The sequence below is a fragment of the Variovorax sp. OK212 genome (assembly GCF_900112425.1).
In the GTDB taxonomy this organism is placed as follows: Bacteria; Pseudomonadota; Gammaproteobacteria; order Burkholderiales; family Burkholderiaceae_C; genus Variovorax.
Genome location: NZ_FOLP01000003.1, coordinates 331,048 through 348,410 on the forward strand (window position 1 = coordinate 331,048; position 17,363 = coordinate 348,410).

Consider the following 17,363-nt stretch of genomic DNA (forward strand, 5'->3'; position numbering starts at 1 on the left):
AAAGATGGCATGCAGGCTGGCATGCCATTTTTGTTTCAAGAGGTGACGAAAAAGTCACATTGATTCACATTTTTGTGGTCAGGCGTCCAATTTTGGCGCCCGGGCTACATCCTTTCTCTGCTGTTTCCCTCCCGTTTCGCACAGGGCATGCAGCTTGCCTTGGCTGCTCCAACCGGCGTTGGAGCGCCCAGGAGCGAGGAACATGGTGGAACAGTTCGAAGCAGGCGCCACAAGCCTGGCCGATGAGGCGGGACCGGATCTTTCGAGGCCCGCGAAGGCCGCGGCGGTGTTTTCCATCGCGGCGGCGCTGGCCGCCTGCGGCGGAGGCGGCGGAGGAGGAGGCGGCTCGGGCGGCATGTTCCTGCCCGGCGGCGGCGCCGGCGCGCCGGGCTCCGACCCCGCGGCCGACACCGGCCCCTATCACTACCCCCAGGCCAAGACCGACGACGAAGCCGCGCGCTTCCTGCTGCAGGCCCAGCTTTCCTCTTCCGACAAGGACATCGCCGACGTGCGCGCTAAGGGCTACATGCCCTGGCTGGTCGAACAGCTCGGCGCGCCGCGCGACGGCACCGCCTGGGATTGGGTGAACGGCAAGGCCCGCGAAGCCGTCGACGCCGACGCCATGATCTGGCGCCAGCTCATGACCTCGGCCGACCCCGTGCGCAAGCGCATGGCGCTGGCGCTCAGCGAGATCTTCGTGGTGTCGTCCACCGAGATCGGCTCGAGCTGGCCGACCGCCATGATGGCGCAGTACTGGGACACGCTGGTTGCCGGCACCACCGGCAACTTCCGCCAGCTGCTGGAAGACGTCACGCTCAACCCCGCGATGGGCTTCTACCTGAACACCCGCGGCAACCGCAAGGAAGACGTCTCGGGCCGCCAGCCTGACGAGAACTACGCGCGCGAGGTCATGCAGCTCATGAGCATCGGCCTGTACCAGCTCAACGCGGACGGCACGCTCAAGACCGGCGCCGACGGCCAGCCCATCGAGACCTACGTGCAGAGCGACGTGTCGAACCTGGCGCGCGTGTTCACCGGCTACGACCTCGACATCCGCGCCTCGGAGCGCAATGCCTTCCCGCTTCCGGGCGGCGGCAGCGTCGAGACCAACCAGTGGACCACCCGGCCCATGGCCTTCACGCCGAACAACCACTCCACGCGCGAAGCCGCCTTCCTCGGCACCACCGTGGCGGCCGGCACGCCGGGCCCGGCGGCGCTGAAGACGGCGCTCGACACGCTCTTCAACCACCCGAACGTCGGCCCCTTCATCGGCCGGCAGCTGATCCAGCGGCTGGTCACCAGCAACCCGAGCGCGGCCTACATGCAGCGCGTGTCCGACGTCTTCGCCAACAACGGCGCGGGCGTGCGCGGCGACATGAAGAGCGTGTTCGCGGCCGTGCTGCTCGACGACGAGGCACGAGGACCCGCGGGCCTGGCCGATGCCAACTTCGGCCGCCTGCGCGAGCCGATGCTGCGGCTGGTGCAGTGGGGCCGCACCTTCGGCGTCAGCTCGGTCAGGGACACCTGGAAGATCGGCAATACGTCGGACCCGAGCCAGACCCTGGGCCAGAGCCCGCTGCGCTCGCCCTCGGTCTTCAACTTCTTCCGGCCGGGCTACGTGCCGCCCGCCACCGCCATTGCCGCCAACAAGCTGGTGGCGCCCGAGTTCCAGCTGGTCAACGAGACCAGCGTGGGCGGCTACCTCAACTTCCTGCAGCGCATCCTGCCGATCGGCTTCGACACCAAGGACGTGAGCGCCGCCTACACGAACGAGAAGGCGCTCACCGCCGACCCGGGCGCGCTGGTGCGCCGGCTCAACCTGCTGCTGGCCGGCAACCAGCTGTCGGGCGCCACGGTGGCGTTGATCACCGATGCGCTCTCGAAGGCGCCGCTGGCGAACCCGGGCACCGACGCGGCCCGGCTCAGCATGGTCTGCGCCGGCGTGCTGCTGGTGATGGGCTCGCCCGAATACCTCGTGCAGAAATAAGTCGACAGGACGCCGGAGCGAAAACGCACATGTACCTCATCAACCCCGCCGAGCACACCCGCCGCGCCTTCCTGCGCCGCGCGGGCCACCTTGCCATTGCCGGCACCGCGATGCCGTTCGCGCTCAACCTCGCCGCCATCGGCGACGCCGCCGCGCTGGGTGCGCCCAGCGGCGACTACAAGGCGCTGGTGTGCGTGTTCCTGTTCGGCGGCAACGACTACGCCAACACGCTCGTCAACTTCGATACTGCCAGCTACGCCAAGTACAGCACCATCCGCGGCGCCATCGCGCTGCCTTCGGACGCGGCGCTCGCGCTCACCGAGCTTCGGCCCACCGCGGCGCTGCCCGACGGCCGCAAGTACGCGCTGAACCCCAAGATGACCAAGCTGGCCGCCCTGTTCGACGACGGCAAGATGGCGGTGCAGCTCAACGTCGGCCCGCTGGTCAAGCCGCTCACGCGCGCGCAGTACAACGGGGGCAACCGCAAGGACTTTCCGGTTCCGCCGAAGCTGTTCTCGCACAACGACCAGCAGTCGGTGTGGCAGTCTTCCTCGCCCGAAGGCTCGACCATCGGCTGGGGCGGCAACCTCGGCGACACGGTGCTGTCGGGCCAGGCGACGGGCTCGCTCTTCACCTGCATCTCGGTGTCGGGCAACGCCGTGTTCCTGTCGGGCGATACCGCGCAGCAGTACCAGGTCGGCACGGGTGGCGCGGTGCGCATCAACAGCGTGAGCGCGGCCGCCGGCAACGTCTACGGCTCGTCGGCCGTCAAGGCGGCCATGCAGCAACTGGCGCAGCAGGATCGCGGCCACACGCTGGAGAAGGAATACAACAAGGTCACGGCACGCGCAACGTCGGCCGAAGGCACCGTCACCGCCGCCATCCAGCCCGACGACCTGAACGCCAACTTCCCGGCCGGCAACAACCTGGCCGACCAGCTCAAGATGGTCGCGCGGCTGATCCGCGGGCACGACGCGCTGGGCGTGAAGCGCCAGGTGTTCTTCGTGTCGATGGGCGGCTTCGACCTGCACGACGACCTCGACACCAAGCAGGGCGGCCTGATGGAGCGGGTGTCCGATGCCATGGCCGCGTTCCAGGAGCAGATGAGGCTCCTCAACCTCGACGACAAGGTGACGAGCTTCACCGCCTCCGACTTCGGCCGCACGCTCTCGAGCAACGGCAACGGTTCCGACCACGGCTGGGGCAGCCACCACTTCGTGGTGGGCGGCGCGGTGAAGGGCAAGGCGCTGTACGGCACGGCGCCGCCGGTGAGCGTGGGCAACACCGCGGCCGACGACGACCAGTGGCACGTGGGCCAGGGCCGGCTGCTGCCGACCACCTCGGTCGACCAGTACGCCGCCACGCTGGCCAGGTGGTTCGGAGTGCCCGACGCGGAGCTCGACGGCATCCTGCCGAACCTGAAGAATTTCAACAACGTCACAGCGCCGAGCGGCATCAGCTACCTGCGCGACATGGGGTTCATGGCATGAACGAAATGAGCATGATGGTCAACATGAGCGGCATGACCGACATGGGCAGTCTCAACGGCATGGAGGGGGGCGCCAGCGTCAACTTCGGCGGTGACGCGCATCGCGAGACGCGCCCGCTGATGCGCAGCAGCGAAGTGACGAACGTGCGTCCGTTCGGCACCGTCGAAGCCGCCATCGGCGCCATCGAATCGCTGGACCGCGAACTCAGGAAGTTCGAACTCGCGGTGGCCGACAGCCTGCAGGACTACCTGGGCGTGCAGATGGCGCAGATCACCGACTGCGCACTGGCGCGCGGCTGGGAGCCGGTGAGCTTCGTGCAGAAGGACGGCTTCCGGCTGTACCGCTACGAGACCATGCGCAGCTACTCGAAGCGCAGCAAGAAGCGCTGAGGCGCGGGCGTATCGCACAGCGCACGCAGCCGGCGCTTCAGATCGGCACTTCAGGCCGGCGCGTCCGCCCCGACCGCGGCAAGCGCGCCGCGCACGCCATCGGCCTCCAGCGTGCCCAGGTGGCGCGCCACCGCCGCCACGAAGCGCGGCTCGCTCCCCAGTTCACCGAACACCGGCGCGAAGCCGGTGAAGAACGCCACGCGGTCCTGCATCGATGTTGCCGCGCCGGCTTGCGCCAGCCGCTGGGCCAACGCGGCGGCCAGCGGGTCCTGGATGTCGTGCGTGGCGCCGGTCTCGTCCGTGCCGCGCAGGTAGTAGATCCAGCCTGCGACCGCCAGTGCCAGCCGGTCGATCGGCAGGCCTTGCGCCAGCCGGTCGCGCACCGTGCCGAGCAGGCGCTGCGGCAGCTTCTGCGAGCCGTCCATGGCGATCTGCTTCGTCTGGTGCTGCAGCGCGGGGTTCGAGAAGCGCTGCAGCAGCCGCGCGCGGTAGCCGTCGAGGTCGAGGCCTTGCATGGCCGGCAGCGTGGGCGCGATCTCTTCGCGCATCAGCGCGTCGATGTAGCCGCGCAGCGCCGGTTCGGCCATGGCGCGGTCCACCGTGCGCAGCCCGGCCATCGCACCCAGATAGGCCAGCGCCGAGTGGGCGCCGTTGACCATGCGCAGCTTGAGCTTCTCGAACGGTTCCGCGTGATCGACGAAGCGCGCGCCGCCCGCCGTCCAGTCGGGCCGGCCGTTCGCGAAGCGGTCTTCCACCACCCACTCCAGAAAGGGTTCGCCGATCACCGGCCACGCATCGCCGGCGCCCAGGCGCGCGGAAATGCGTTCGCGGTCGGCGTCGGTGGTGCGCGGCACGATGCGGTCGACCATCGAATTCGGAAAGGTGCAGTGCGCCTCCATCCACTCGCGCAGGCCGGCGTCGACCTGCTGCGCGAAGGCCAGCACGATGCCGCGCGTCGTGTCGCCGTTCGCGGGCAGGTTGTCGCACGACATGAGCGTGAGCGGCGCCAGGCCGCGCGCGCGGCGCAGCGCCAGCGCATGCACCACGAAGCCGGGCATGGTGCGCGGCGCTTCGGGGTGGGCGAGGTCGTGCACGATGTCTGCGGCGTCGAGGCGCAGCGCGCCGGTGGCCGGATCGTGGTGATAGCCCTTCTCGGTGATCGTGAGGCTCACGATGCGGGTGTCCGGGTGCGCGATGCGCTCGAGCACGGCCGCCGGGTCTTCCGGCGCGACGAGCACGTCGAGCAGGTTGCCCACCACCTGCAGTAGCTCGCGCGGGCTGCCGTCGCCGGCCCCGTCGCGCAGGGCCAGCGTGTAGAGCCCGCCTTGCGGCTGCAGTGCGTCGCGCGTGTCGGCCGCGCGCAGCGAGACGCCCACGGTGCCCCAGCGCAGGTCGCCGCTGGCATGCAGCGCGGCCTCGTTGACGACCGCGATGTGCGCGCGATGGAATGCGCCCACGCCCAGGTGGACGATGCCGGCCCGCAGCGCGTCACGCGCATAGAGCGGCCGCGCAATGTCGGCGGGAAGACGGGGCAGGGTGGCTGGATGCAGGCGCTGCATGGTTCGCCCGCTCACCAGTTCCAGAGCGTGCCGTCGTGCTGCAGGCGGTTCACCGGCAGGTAGGCGCGCTGGTACGGGTACTTGGCGGCCAGCGTCTCGTCGATGTCCACGCCATGGCCCGGCGCCTCGCCCGGATGCAGCATGCCGTTGGCGAAGGAATACGAATGCGGGAACACCGCGTCGGTTTCCTCCGTGTGGCGCATGTACTCCTGGATGCCGAAGTTCGGCACCCACATGTCGAAGTGCAACGCGGCACCCATGCAGGCCGGCGACAGGTCGGTGGCGCCGTGGCAACCGGTGCGCACCTGGTAGAGCGAGGCCAGGTCGGCAATGCGGCGCAGCTGCGTGATGCCGCCCGCGTGGACCACCGTGGTGCGGATGAAGTCGATCAGCTGGTTCTCGATCAGGTCCTTGCAGTCCCAGATGCTGTTGAAGATCTCGCCCACCGCCAGCGGCGTGGTCGTGTGCTGGCGAATGAGCTTGAAGGCCTCCTGGTTCTCCGCCGGCGTGGCGTCTTCCATCCAGAACAGGTTGAAGGGCTCCAGCGACTTGCCCAGCCGGCCGGCCTCGATGGGCGTGAGGCGGTGGTGCACGTCGTGCAGCAGGTGGATGTCGGGACCCACCGCGCTGCGCACCGCGTCGAACAGCTTGGGCGTGTGCTCCAGGTACTTGGCGGTCGACCAGTCGTGCTCGCTCGGCAGGTCGGCGTCGGCCGGTTCATAGAACATGGTGCCGCGGCCCACGCCGTACACCTTCTCCAGGCCCGGCACGCCGCTCTGCGCGCGAATGGCCAGGTAGCCTTCTTCCTTGTAGCGCAGCACTTCTTCCACCGTCTGCTCGATGTCGCGGCCGTTGGCATGGCCGTACACCATCACGCCGGTGCGGCTCTTGCCGCCCAGCAGCTGGTACAGCGGCATGTTGGCGGCCTTGGCCTTGATGTCCCACAGCGCGGTGTCCACGGCCGCGATGGCGGTCATGGTGACCGGGCCGCGGCGCCAGTAGGCGCCCTTGTACAGGTACTGCCAGATGTCCTCGATCTGGTGGGCGTCGCGCCCGATCAGGCAGGGAATGACGTGCTCGGTGAGGTAGGCCGCCACGGCCAGTTCGCGCCCGTTGAGCGTGGCGTCGCCGATGCCGGTGAGGCCCTCGTCGGTCTCGATCTTCAGCGTGACGAAGTTGCGGCCCGGGCTGCAGACGATGACGCGGGCGTTGGTGATTTTCATGGTGTGTGTCTGTGCGTGTCGTTGGGGGGAGGAGGGCGCGTGGCTCAGCCGTGCCAGCCGAGGTGGCCCAGGAAGTCGCGCGTGCGCTCGGCCGTGGGGGCCTCGAAGATCTGGCTGGGCGGGCCCTGCTCGACCACCTTGCCGTGGTCGAACACCACCACCCAGTCGGCCACGCTGCGGGCAAAGGCCATCTCGTGCGTGACCACGACCATGGTCATGCCTTCGTCGGCCAGCTTCTTCATCACGTTGAGCACTTCGCCGATGGTCTCGGGGTCGAGCGCGGAGGTGGGCTCGTCGAACAGCATCACCTCGGGCTCCATCGCCAGCGCGCGCGCAATGGCCACGCGCTGCTGCTGGCCGCCCGACAGGCCGCTGGGAAAGTTGTGCGCCTTGGCGGCCAGGCCCACCTTCTCGAGCAGCTTCATCGCCCGCTCGCGCGCCTTCGCCTCGCTCATGCCCAGCACCGTGACGGGGCCGATGGCCACGTTGTCCAGCGCGTTCTTGTGCGGGAACAGCTCGAAGTTCTGGAACACCATGCCCATGCGCTGGCGCACCTTGCGGGCCTCGCGCTCTTCGGTGGGCAGCGGCACGCCGTCGATCAGCACGCGCCCGCCGTCGATGGTCTCCAGCGCATTGGTGCAGCGAAGCAGCGTCGACTTGCCCGAGCCCGAAGGCCCGATCAGGCACATCACCTCGCCCTTGTTGACCTGCACCGTCACGCCGTCCAGCGCCACGAAGCTGCCGTACAGCTTGCGCACGTTGTCGTACACCACGACCGGCGCCTGGCCCGCCGATTTACGTTCGCCGTTCATCATTCCTTGACCTCGAATTTCTTCTGTATCCAGTCGACCAGCTTGGCCTGCGGGTAGCCCATGAGCCAGTAGATGACGGCCATGGCCGTGAGCATCTCCAGCACGCGGAAGCTCGACGAGCGGATCTGCAGCGCCACGTGCGCCAGCTCGCCCACCGCGATCACCGACACCAGCGAGGTGTCCTTGAACAGCGACACCCAGGTGCTCGCCAGCACCGGCAGCACGCGCCGCCAGGCCTGCGGGATCACCACCTTCTTCATGGCCTGCCAGCGGCTCATGCCCACCGCGATGGCGGCTTCCATCTGGCCCTTGCGGATCGAGTTGATGCCGGCGCGGAAGGTCTCGGCGTTGTAGGCCGACACGTTCAGGCACAGCGCCACCAGCCCCGTGGTGAAGGCCGAGAACTCGATGTGCAGAAACACCGGCATCACGTAGAACGCCCAGTACACGACCAGGATCAGCGGCAGGTTGCGGAAGAACTCCACGAACACCTGGCTGGCGCCCGACAGCACCTTCGATTTCGACAGCCGCATCAGCGCCAGCAGGATGCCCGCGGGCACCGCCACCACCATGGTCAGCACGGTCAGCAGCACGGTCAGCCCGGCGCCGTGCAGCAGGTCGTAGCGGTGGACCCAGACAATGTTCCAGTCCAGATTCATCACGACCTCCCCAGGTGCGCAACGCGCTTGTACAGCGCATCGATCAGCCGTGTTCCGGGGAACAGGATGATGAAGTAGATGACCATCACCACCGTGAACACCTCGATCGGCCGGTAGCTCTGGCCCGCGATGGTCTCGGCGCGCTTCATGAGTTCAGGCACGGCGATCACCGTGGCAATGGCCGTGTCCTTGATGGTGATCGACAGCACCGAGCCGAAGGCCGGCAGCATGCGCACCAGCGCCTGCGGCAGCACCACCTTGCGCACGATCTGCGCGCGCGACATGCCCAGCGCCAGCGCCGCGCGGATCTGCCCCGGACGGATCGACTCGATGCCCGCGCGCACGATCTCCGCCACATAGGCGGCAATGTGCAGCGTGAGCGCCATCAGCGCGGCCCAGAACGGGTGGAAGCTGATGCCCGTGAGGATGGGCACCGCGAAATAGAACCACACCAATATCACCAGCACCGGAATGGCGCGCTGGGTGTCGATGTAGAACACGATGGGAATGCGCAGCCAGGCCGCGCCATAGACGCGGCCCAGGCCCAGCGCGGTGCCGAGCACCAGCGCGCCGACGGCGGTGAGCACCGACAGCAGCAGCGTGATGCCCAGCCCGCCGAGCAGGTACTGCCAGCTGTCGAGCAGGGGGGAGAAGTCGAGCTCCATGGGGTCCGTGAAATCAGCGAATCAAAGCGTTGCGGCCGGGGCCGCGGCTCACATCGCGTTGATGATTCGCGCTTCGTCCGCGTCGAGCTTGGGCTTCATCTGGTCGTTCACCGCCTTGAGCCAGTTCAGGTACTCGGGCTGGTTCTTGTCGATGGCCAGGCCGATGGGGGTGGCCATCTCGGTGGAGTCCTGGCAGTTGTTGCCGTCGGGCAGCACCTTCAGGCCCTTGACCTTGCGGTTGAGCGCTTGCCATGGCACGCGGTTGATGGGCGTCACGTCGGCGCGCTTGGCCATGATTTCTTCCACCGGCGCCGCGGTGCCCGCGGTGGACACCCCGCGCAGCTTGGCGTTGGGGAAGCGCTTCTTCACCCAGTTTTCTTCGCCGCCGCCGGTGAAGTAGGCCACCGTGATGTTCGGGTTGTTGAACTCGTCGATCGACTTGGCGTTGGCCACCTTCGGGTTGTCGGCGCGGCCGAACACGCACAGCGCGGTGCGCGAGTAGGTCACGAAGTCGACCACCTTCAGGCGCTCGGGCGTCACCGACAGCGGCGAGATCGTCATGTCGGCCTGGTTCGACGCCAGCACCGGCACCTTGGTCTCGTGCGAGACGGGCACGGCCTGCAGCTTCACGCCCAACTGCTTGGCTACCTCGTTCGCCAGCAGCCATGCGGGGCCGGCCCAGGCATCGCCCGAACCGGTGGTGTTCTCGATCAGCCACGGCGGGTTCGACAGCACGCCCGCGCGCAGCACGCCGGCCTTCTTGATGGCGTCGATGCGCGCGCTGGTGCCGGGGGCCGGCAGCGGCACGGTCTGCGCGGCGGCCTGGCCGACGAATGCCGCGGCCATCAAGGCGGCGAGCAGGGTCTTCGTAGTCGTCATCTTCTGTCTCCAGTTCTGTGGTTTTGGGTAAGGCCCAAGTCGGGCGGCGGGAACAACGAAAAAGGGAACGGCGGTGCCCGCGCGGGCACATGACGGCACCTGGCGGGCACGCGCCCTCAGCGCCAGGCCTGGGCGAACTCCGCGATCACGCGGTCGATGTGCGCGCGCATCGCGGCGCGGGCCTCGGCGGGGTTGCGTTCGAGCAGCGCGTTGAACACGCGCTGGTGGTCGTCCTGCGAGGCGCGGCGCAGCTCGGGCGTGTGGAAGTGCGCCTCCATCTGGGACCAGATCGGCGCCTTGGTGTGGTCCCACAGCCCGGTGACCATCTGCAGCAGCACGCTGTTGCCGGTCGACTCGGCAATGCGCAGGTGAAAGAGCCGGTCGGCCGCCTCGTTGGCCGCCTTGTCCTGCATGTGCTCGCGCATCGCGGCCAGCGCGGCGTAGATGCGGTCGATGTCGCTGTCCTTGCGGTTCTCCGCCGCCACCGAGGCGATCTCGGCCTCGATCAGGCTGCGCGCGCGCAGCAGCTCGAAGGGGCCGGGCCCGGGCGAGAGGGTGTAGGCGGCAGCGGGTGCCATGACGCCGGCCGCCGGCGCGCAGATGTAGATGCCCGAGCCGCCGCGCACTTCGACCGCGCCCTGGATCTCCAGCACGATGATCGCCTCGCGCACCAGCGTGCGGCTCACGTTGAAGCGCTCGGCCAGCGCGCGCTCCGACGGCAGGCGGTCGCCCACCTTGAATTCACCGCCGCGAATCAGCTCGGCGATGCGTGCCGCGAGCTTCTGGTACGAGCGATCGGATTCCGGCTCGGCAGCCTGGACAAGGGGGGATTCGGTGAGCGTGGCCATGATGTGGTGAGCCAGTTTAAAAGTGGTTCACCAATTAAGGCCTCGTGGTTTACCAGTAGCCCGGAGAGGCTGGAAGGGACGCGCGCACGCTCGCGCCGCGCCGGGGAGGGGCGCCAACAGAAGGGAAACGAAGAAGTGGTGTACCGGCGCCTGTTCCGGCCCCGGTGAGCCGTCAGGAAGCGGCTTGCGCCAGGATGCGTTCCAGCTTGTCGATGTCGATCGGCTTCTGCAGGTGGTGGTCGAACAGGCCTTCGGCCGACTGGCCGCCCGTGTCCTGCGCCGAGAAGCCCGAGATGGCGACCAGCAGTTTCGGCGTGCCCTCGGCCGGGTTCTCGCGCAGCCGGCGTGCCACCTCGGTGCCGGGGAAGTCGGGCAGCGTGAGGTCGATCAGCGCGGCGTCGAAGTGCTCCGCGGCCGCCGCGTCCAGCGCCTGCTGCGCCGTGTAGGTGCAGCGTGCCGTGTGGTCCTGCAAGGTCAGCAGTTCTTGCAACAGGTCGGCCGCGGCTTCGTTGTCGTCGACGATCAGCACGTTCACGTAAAGCTCTCTTTTCAAGTAAGTCGAATGGAGCAGTATCGCGGCCCGCTACGAGCCGCGCAGTAGGAGCGCACCTACGATTTCGAGGCGCCGTCGCCGGTGTGGGTGTCCGTGTCCGTGCTGGCATCGCTGGCGTGCAGCGGCAGCTCGACCACGAAGCGCGAGCCCGCGCCGGGCGCGCTCTCCACGCCGATGCGCCCACCATGCAGGCTCACGATCTTGCGCGTGATGTACAGCCCCAGGCCCAGGCCGGCCGCGTGCTTGCGGCTGTCGTCGGTGCGCTCGAACTGCTCGAAGATGCGTGCCTGGTCTTCGGGCGCGATGCCGATGCCCTGGTCGCGCACCGCCACCTGTGCCAGGCCGCCGGCCTCGATCACCATCATCTCCACCGGCTTGCCGCCGCCGTAGCGCAGCGCATTGGTCAGCAGGTTGGTCAGCACCTGCTCGATGCGGAACTCGTCCCACACGCCGCGCAGCTCGGCCGGCGTCTCCAGCGTGATGGTCGAGCCCGCCGCCTCGGCCTGGTGCCGCAGGTTCTCGACCACGGCACGCGCCAGCACGGACAGGTCCACCGGCTTGGTCTGGATCGACAGCGCGTCGCGGCGCATGCGCGTCACGTCGAGCATGTCGTCGATGAGGCGCACCATGTTGCGGATCTGCCGCTGGTCGCGCTCGATCATCGCGGGCAGCCGGTCGGGCGCGAAGTTGGCGAGGTTGCCCTTGGACAGGTGCAACTGCCGCAGCTGCGCCTCCAGGTACAGCGTGTTCAGCGGCGTGCGCAGCTCGTGCGACACCATCGACATGAAGTCGTCGCGCATGCGCACCGCGCGCTCCAGTTCGCGCTGCGTGTGCTGCAGCTGCTGCACCAGTTCTTCCTGCTTGTGGTGGGCGGCGGCGAGCTGGTCCATCTCGTGGCGCAGCGCCTTGCGGTGGCGGTGCAGGTCGACGAACACGTTCACCTTGCTGACCACCGCGTGCGGGTCCAGCGGCTTGTGCAGGAAGTCGACCGCGCCGCTCTCGTAGCCCTGGAACGCGTAGTTCAGCTCGCGGCCGGCGGCGCTCACGAAGATGATGGGAATGTGCCGCGTGCGCTCGGTGCCGCGCATCAGCTCGGCCAGCTCGAAGCCGTTCATGCCCGGCATCTGAACGTCGACGATGGCCAGCGCGAATTCGTTTTCCAGCAGCAGCGCCAGGGCTGCCTCGGCCGAGGCGGCGCGGAACACCACGCGGCCCGGCGCGCGGATGAGCGCTTCCAGCGCCAGCAGGTTTTCCGGGAGGTCATCGACGATCAGCAGCTTGCTTTCGACGTCAATGTGCATGGGCGGCCTCCAGTTGAAGCAGCAGGGCGCGCAGGTCGCGCAGGGGGAGCACGTAGTCGGGCACGTGGCGCGCAATGGCGGCTTGGGGCATGGTGGGAATCTGGGCTTCCTTCGGTTCCTGGACGGCGGTGAGGCCGCCGGCCAGATGGATGCGGTTCAGGCCTTCGGCACCGTCGTCGTTGGCGCCGGTCAGCAGAAAGCCGGCCACGGCGGGGCCGTAGGCGTCGGCGGCCGAGCCCATCAGCACGTCGATCGACGGGCGCGAGAACAGCACCGGCGGCTCGCAGCTCAGCGAGAACCTGCGCTCGCGCTCGATCGACAGGTGGTAGCCCGGCGGCGCGAAATACAGGCTGCCCGCGGCCAGCGGCATCTTGTCGGCGGCCTCGTGCACGGGAATCGGCATGCGCTGCGCGAAGATCTCGGCCAGGTGGCTCTCGTGGTCCTCGGGCAGGTGCAGCACCACCGCCATCGGCAGTTGCCAGGTGGCGGGCAGGTCGTTCAGCAGCACGGTCAGCGCGTCGATGCCGCCGGCCGACGCGCCGAGCACCACCGCGTCGACGTGCTTGTTCACGGAAGAACGCAACTGCCGCTTCATGTGGCCTTCCGGTAGATGCGCTCGGCGCGCGCATGCGGCGCGAAGCGGTCGGAATAACCCGAGAAGTCGATGCTTTCCTTCGAACCCAGCCCCAGGAAGCCGCGGTGCGACAGCGACTCGTGGAAAAGGCCGAGCGCGCGGTCCTGCAGCTGCCGGTTGAAGTAGATGAGCACGTTGCGGCACGACACCAGCTGCGTTTCCGCGAACACGCTGTCGGTGGCCAGGCTGTGGTCGGCGAAGATCACGTCGGCGCACAGCGAGGGGTCGAAGCGCGCGGCGTCGTAGGCGGCCGTGTAGTAGTCGGAGAACGCGCTGCGCCCGCCCGCGCGCTGGTAGTTGGTGGTGTAGCCGCGGATCGCATCGAGCGGAAAGATGCCCTGGCGCGCCTTCTCGAGCGAAGCGGGGTTGATGTCGGTGGCGTAGATCTGCGTGCGCTCCAGCAGGCCTTCTTCGCGCAGCAGGATGGCCAGCGAGAACACCTCTTCGCCGGTGCTGCAGCCCGCCACCCACACCTTCACCGACGCGTAGGTGTGCAGGATCGGCACCACGTGCTGGCGCAACGCCAGGAAGTACGACGGGTCGCGGAACATCTCGCTCACCGGGATGGTGAGGAACTGCAGCAGCCGGCCGAACAGCGCCGGCTCGCGCAGCACGCGCTCCTGCAGCGCCGAGATGCTCGGCAGGCCGAGCTGGTCGAGCGCGTGCAGCACGCGGCGCTTCTGCGAGGCCACGGTGTAGTTGCGAAAGTCGTAGCTGTACTTGAGGTAGATGGCCTCCATCAGCAGGCGCAGCTCGATCTCGGTGTCGCTGAGCGGGTGCAGCGGCGGCGGGGACGCGCCCGTGAGGGGCGAAGAAGGCGTCGGTGTCGCTGGCGTTCGTGTCACAGGCGCTCCATTTTCGGCATCCACACGCGCAGCAGCGAGAACAGCCGCTCCAGGTCGACCGGCTTGGCCAGGTAGTCGTTGGCGCCGGCGGCCAGGCACTGCTCGCGGTCGTCCTTGGTGGCCTTGGCGGTGATGGCGATCACCGGCATCTTCTCGAAGCGCGGGTCGGAGCGCAGGCGGCGCGTGGCTTCCAGGCCGTCCATCTCCGGCATCATCACGTCCATCAGCACCAGGTCGATGTCGCTCACCTGGTCGAGCCGCTCGAGTGCCTCGCGGCCGTTGCGGCCGATCTCGACCATGGCGCCGCGCTGCTCCAGCGCGCTGGTCAGCGCGAAGATGTTGCGCACGTCGTCGTCCACCAGCAGGATGGTGCGGCCCTCGAAGATGCGGTCGCGCCCGCGCGCGGTCTTCAGCATGCCCTGGCGCTCGCTCGACAGCTCGGCCTCCACCTTGTGCAGGAACAGCGTCACCTCGTCGAGCAGGCGCTCGGGCGAGCGCGCGCCCTTGATGATGATGGAGCGCGAGTAGCGCTGCAGCTCGGTCTCCTCGTCGCGCGTGAGGTTGCGACCGGTGTACACGATGACCGGCGGGAACGACACGATCTCTTCGGCCGCCATGGCCTTGAGCAGCTCGCTGCCCTGCATGTCGGGCAGCTTCAGGTCGGTGATCATGCAGTCGAACACGCGCGTGCGCAGCAGCTCCAGCGCTTCCTCGCCCGAGCCCACGGCCACGATCTCGATGTCGTCGTCGCCGATCAGGCGGATCACGCTTTCGCGCTGCAGTTCGTCGTCTTCCACCAGCAGCACGACCTTGACCTTCTGCGTGAGCTTGTCTTCCAGCCGGCCGAACACCTTCATGAGCTCGTCGCGCGTGGCGGGCTTCAGCGCATAACCGACGGCGCCCATCTGCAGCGCCGCGTTCTGCGCGTTCTCGGCGGCCGACACCACGTGAATCGGAATGTGGCGCGTGTGCGGCGAGTCCTTCAGGCGCTGCAGCACGTCCAGGCCGGTGCTGTCGGGCAGTCGCATGTCCAGCAGGATGGCGTCGGGCAGGAACTGCGTGGCCAGCTCGAAACCGTCGGCCGCGCCGTGCGCCACCAGGCAGCGGTAGCCCAGCTCGTGCGCCAGGTCGTAGAGGATGTGCGCGAACTGCGGCTCGTCCTCGATCACCAGCACGCGGCGCACCTGGTCGCGCGGAATGCCGCGGTCGTCGGCGAACTGCGGCGCGGGCACGGGGGAGGGCGGCTGCGGCGCCAGCGGGGCGGGAGGAGCCACGGCCCTGGGCGCATAGACGGTCGACTGCTGCGCGGCGGCGAATGCCGAACCCTGCAAGCCGTGCGATGCCTGAGACCCCTGCGCCGCCTGCGGCGCGCGCGCGGGCAGTTCCAGCAGGAAGGTGCTGCCCTGGCCCGGCGTGCTTTCGACGGTGAGCGCGCCGCCCAGCAGCTGCGTGAGGTCGCGCGAGATCGACAGGCCCAGCCCGGTGCCGCCGTAGCGGCGGCTGGTGGTGCCGTCGGCCTGGCGGAAGGCCTCGAAGATCAGCTCGTGCTGCTTGGGGTCGATGCCGATGCCCGAGTCGGACACCGCGAACACCGCGCCGCCGTCCGGCGCCGCCGACACCACCAGCGCCACTTCGCCGCGGTCGGTGAACTTCAGCGCGTTCGACAGCAGGTTCTTCAGGATCTGCTCCACGCGCTGGCGGTCGGTGAGCAGCGTGAGCGGCGCGTCGGGCCGCACTTCGAGCCTGAAGCTCAGGTTCTTCTGCATGGCCAGCGGGCTGAAGGTGCTCTCCAGGCTCTGCGCCAGCTTGGCCAGGCGCACGTCTTCGGGCACCACCTCGAGCTTGCCGGCCTCGACCTTGGCGATGTCCAGGATGTCGTTGATCAGCACCAGCAGGTCGTTGCCCGACGAGTAGATCGAGTCGGCGAACTTCACCTGCTCGGCCGTCAGGTTGCCCTGCGGGTTGTCGCCCAGCAGCTTGGCCAGGATGAGCGCGCTGTTCAGCGGCGTGCGCAGCTCGTGCGACATGTTCGCCAGGAACTCCGACTTGTAGCGGCTCGCGCGCTGCAGCTCGTCGGCGCGGTCTTCCAGGTCGCGCTGCACGCGGCGCAGCGCGGTGTTGCGCTGGTCGAGCGCCTCGGTGCGTTCCGACAGCTGGCTGTTGGTCTGCTCCAGCTCGGCCTGCTGGTTCTCCAGCATGGCCTGCGAGGCGCGCAGGGCGCGTGACTGTTCTTCGAGCTCTTCGTTGGCGGTGCGCAGTTCTTCCTGCTGCACCTGCAGCTCTTCGTTGAGCTGCTGCGTCTCGGCCAGCACGTCCTGCAGCTGCTCGCGGTAGCGCGCCGCCGCCAGCGAGGTGCCGATGTCGTCGGTCACCACGTCGAGCAACTGGTTGCCGCGATCGTCCAGCGGGCCCGCCAGGCCGAGCTCGACCACGCCGTTGACCATGCCGCTGCTGCTCACCGGCAGCAGCAGCACCGCCTTGGGCGACATCTGGCCCAGGCCCGAATTCACCTTGAGGTAGTCGGCGTCGATCGGGTCGATCACCATGCGGCGGCGCTCGGCCGCGGCCTGGCCGATCAGGCTTTCGGTGGGCGAAAACACCTGCGGCGAGGCCTCGGCCGCACTCGAAAAACCGTAGCTCGCGGCCCGGCGCAGCGGGCCGTGGCGCTCGCGCACGTACATGGCGCCCACGGCGGTGCCCAGGTGGCGGGAGAAGAAGGCCAGGATCTTGCGGCCCATGTCGGGTGCGCTGAGTTCGCCGACCAGTTCGCCCACCAGCTCGGTCTGCGCGCTGCGCAGCCACGCCTCGTGGGCCAGCCGCTCGGCATGCGCCGCCTGCTCTTGCAGCACCACGTCGTAGCTTTCGGACAGCCGCACCAGCTGCCGCCGGCCGAAGTAGGCCACCAGCCCGGTGAAGCTCAGCGTGAACAGCAGGAACAGCCCCACCACCCACCACGCGGTGCTGTTGGCGGCGTTGTTGCGCTGGAAGCGCAGCGTCTGCTCGGTGTCCATGAGCGCGGTGAACTCGGCGCGCATGTCGTCGGTGAGGCGCTTGCCGCGGCCCAGGCGCACCTGGGCCTGGGCGTCCTCGCCGGTACGGCGCGCGGCGATCAGGCTGCGCGCGAACTCCAGCCAGGTGGCCTGGATGCCGGCGATGCGGTCGACGCGCTCCACCTGCTGCCGGTTGTCGGCCACCAGCGCGCGCAGGGCCTCGGTGTCGCCCTTCAGGCGGGGCACGGCGCTCTGGTACGGCTCCAGGAAGCTCTCGTCGCCGGTGATCAGGAAGCCGCGCATGCCGGTTTCCATGTCGATGCTCTGGCGCTGCAGCTCGCTGGCGGCGCGGGTGACGCGGTCGGTGTGCTCGACCCACTGGACGGTGTTGAGCAGGAAGAGGATCAACCCGACGAACACCACTGCGCCGAACACGCCGCCGATCAGGGGCAGCTTGATGTTGCGGCTGAGCAGACGCTCGAAGTCATCGGGGTCGATCGCGGTGGGAGTGTTCATCGGTCGCATTTGT

General features: G+C 68.5%; 15 protein-coding genes. 3 read left to right on the top strand and 12 right to left on the bottom strand.

Going from position 1 to position 17,363, the window contains the following annotated elements:
• Positions 1–202: 202 nt before the first annotated feature.
• Genes BM004_RS12070 through BM004_RS12080 form a run of 3 tightly spaced genes read left to right on the top strand, consistent with a single transcriptional unit; the run spans position 203 to position 3,866 of the window.
• Entirely contained in the window at positions 203–1,987 is a 1,785-nt protein-coding gene (locus BM004_RS12070) for a DUF1800 domain-containing protein (protein ID WP_093122141.1), read from the top strand.
• Between the two features lie 29 nt (positions 1,988–2,016).
• The gene (locus tag BM004_RS12075; protein ID WP_093213502.1) at positions 2,017–3,477 is read left to right on the top strand and encodes a DUF1501 domain-containing protein; all 1,461 of its coding nucleotides are present in this window, start codon (positions 2,017–2,019) and stop codon (positions 3,475–3,477) included.
• The gene (locus BM004_RS12080; protein WP_256219870.1) at positions 3,474–3,866 is read left to right on the top strand and encodes a hypothetical protein; all 393 of its coding nucleotides are present in this window, start codon (positions 3,474–3,476) and stop codon (positions 3,864–3,866) included. Before BM004_RS12075 ends, BM004_RS12080 begins: the two co-directional genes overlap by 4 nt.
• 50 nt (positions 3,867–3,916) lie before the next feature.
• Here the strand turns inward: BM004_RS12080 and BM004_RS12085 are convergent, their stop codons facing one another.
• From BM004_RS12085 to BM004_RS12140, 12 genes are all read right to left on the bottom strand, one after another.
• The gene (locus BM004_RS12085; RefSeq protein WP_093214077.1) at positions 3,917–5,425 is read right to left on the bottom strand and encodes a mannitol dehydrogenase family protein; all 1,509 of its coding nucleotides are present in this window, start codon (positions 5,423–5,425) and stop codon (positions 3,917–3,919) included.
• An 11-nt stretch (positions 5,426–5,436) separates the two neighbouring features.
• Positions 5,437–6,648, bottom strand: coding sequence for a D-mannonate dehydratase ManD (gene manD / locus BM004_RS12090; RefSeq protein ID WP_093122134.1), 1,212 nt, complete (start codon positions 6,646–6,648; stop codon positions 5,437–5,439).
• A 44-nt stretch (positions 6,649–6,692) separates the two neighbouring features.
• Positions 6,693–7,460 carry an amino acid ABC transporter ATP-binding protein gene (locus tag BM004_RS12095; protein WP_093213504.1) on the bottom strand — a complete coding sequence of 256 codons (768 nt, stop codon included), beginning with the start codon at positions 7,458–7,460 and terminating at the stop codon, positions 6,693–6,695.
• Complete coding sequence (locus BM004_RS12100) at positions 7,460–8,119, bottom strand: amino acid ABC transporter permease (RefSeq protein ID WP_093213505.1); 660 nt, start codon at positions 8,117–8,119, stop codon at positions 7,460–7,462. The genes BM004_RS12095 and BM004_RS12100 overlap by 1 nt, the downstream gene beginning before the upstream one ends.
• Positions 8,119–8,784, bottom strand: a complete 666-nt coding sequence (locus tag BM004_RS12105; RefSeq protein ID WP_093122126.1) for an amino acid ABC transporter permease — start codon at positions 8,782–8,784, stop codon at positions 8,119–8,121. The genes BM004_RS12100 and BM004_RS12105 overlap by 1 nt, the downstream gene beginning before the upstream one ends.
• Positions 8,785–8,832: 48 nt before the next feature.
• Entirely contained in the window at positions 8,833–9,663 is an 831-nt protein-coding gene (locus BM004_RS12110) for a substrate-binding periplasmic protein (RefSeq protein WP_177206489.1), read from the bottom strand.
• 116 nt (positions 9,664–9,779) lie between these two features.
• Positions 9,780–10,511, bottom strand: a complete 732-nt coding sequence (locus tag BM004_RS12115) for a FadR/GntR family transcriptional regulator (RefSeq protein ID WP_093213506.1) — start codon at positions 10,509–10,511, stop codon at positions 9,780–9,782.
• Between the two features lie 172 nt (positions 10,512–10,683).
• On the bottom strand, positions 10,684–11,064 hold the full coding sequence (locus tag BM004_RS12120) for a response regulator (RefSeq protein ID WP_256219871.1): 381 nt from the start codon (positions 11,062–11,064) through the stop codon (positions 10,684–10,686).
• A 56-nt stretch (positions 11,065–11,120) separates the two neighbouring features.
• Positions 11,121–12,365 carry a hybrid sensor histidine kinase/response regulator gene (locus BM004_RS12125; RefSeq protein WP_093122119.1) on the bottom strand — a complete coding sequence of 415 codons (1,245 nt, stop codon included), beginning with the start codon at positions 12,363–12,365 and terminating at the stop codon, positions 11,121–11,123.
• Positions 12,355–12,960, bottom strand: a complete 606-nt coding sequence (locus BM004_RS12130; RefSeq protein WP_093122117.1) for a chemotaxis protein CheB — start codon at positions 12,958–12,960, stop codon at positions 12,355–12,357. Before BM004_RS12130 ends, BM004_RS12125 begins: the two co-directional genes overlap by 11 nt.
• Entirely contained in the window at positions 12,957–13,739 is a 783-nt protein-coding gene (locus BM004_RS12135; protein WP_093123304.1) for a CheR family methyltransferase, read from the bottom strand. Before BM004_RS12135 ends, BM004_RS12130 begins: the two co-directional genes overlap by 4 nt.
• A 101-nt stretch (positions 13,740–13,840) precedes the next feature.
• On the bottom strand, positions 13,841–17,350 hold the full coding sequence (locus tag BM004_RS12140; RefSeq protein ID WP_093213508.1) for a response regulator: 3,510 nt from the start codon (positions 17,348–17,350) through the stop codon (positions 13,841–13,843).
• Between the last annotated feature and the right edge of the window lie 13 nt (positions 17,351–17,363).

Bases quoted from the DNA above. Each gene is read 5' to 3' on its own strand.
- BM004_RS12070 (WP_093122141.1), top strand. From the start codon at position 203: ATGGTGGAACAGTTCGAAGCAGGCGCCACAAGCCTGGCCGATGAGGCG.
- BM004_RS12075 (WP_093213502.1), top strand. From the start codon at position 2,017: ATGTACCTCATCAACCCCGCCGAGCACACCCGCCGCGCCTTCCTGCGC.
- BM004_RS12080 (WP_256219870.1), top strand. From the start codon at position 3,474: ATGAACGAAATGAGCATGATGGTCAACATGAGCGGCATGACCGACATG.
- BM004_RS12085 (WP_093214077.1), bottom strand. From the start codon at position 5,425: ATGCAGCGCCTGCATCCAGCCACCCTGCCCCGTCTTCCCGCCGACATT.
- manD (WP_093122134.1), bottom strand. From the start codon at position 6,648: ATGAAAATCACCAACGCCCGCGTCATCGTCTGCAGCCCGGGCCGCAAC.
- BM004_RS12095 (WP_093213504.1), bottom strand. From the start codon at position 7,460: ATGAACGGCGAACGTAAATCGGCGGGCCAGGCGCCGGTCGTGGTGTAC.
- BM004_RS12100 (WP_093213505.1), bottom strand. From the start codon at position 8,119: ATGAATCTGGACTGGAACATTGTCTGGGTCCACCGCTACGACCTGCTG.
- BM004_RS12105 (WP_093122126.1), bottom strand. From the start codon at position 8,784: ATGGAGCTCGACTTCTCCCCCCTGCTCGACAGCTGGCAGTACCTGCTC.
- BM004_RS12110 (WP_177206489.1), bottom strand. From the start codon at position 9,663: ATGACGACTACGAAGACCCTGCTCGCCGCCTTGATGGCCGCGGCATTC.
- BM004_RS12115 (WP_093213506.1), bottom strand. From the start codon at position 10,511: ATGGCCACGCTCACCGAATCCCCCCTTGTCCAGGCTGCCGAGCCGGAA.
- BM004_RS12125 (WP_093122119.1), bottom strand. From the start codon at position 12,365: ATGCACATTGACGTCGAAAGCAAGCTGCTGATCGTCGATGACCTCCCG.
- BM004_RS12130 (WP_093122117.1), bottom strand. From the start codon at position 12,960: ATGAAGCGGCAGTTGCGTTCTTCCGTGAACAAGCACGTCGACGCGGTG.
- BM004_RS12135 (WP_093123304.1), bottom strand. From the start codon at position 13,739: ATGGAGGCCATCTACCTCAAGTACAGCTACGACTTTCGCAACTACACC.
- BM004_RS12140 (WP_093213508.1), bottom strand. From the start codon at position 17,350: ATGAACACTCCCACCGCGATCGACCCCGATGACTTCGAGCGTCTGCTC.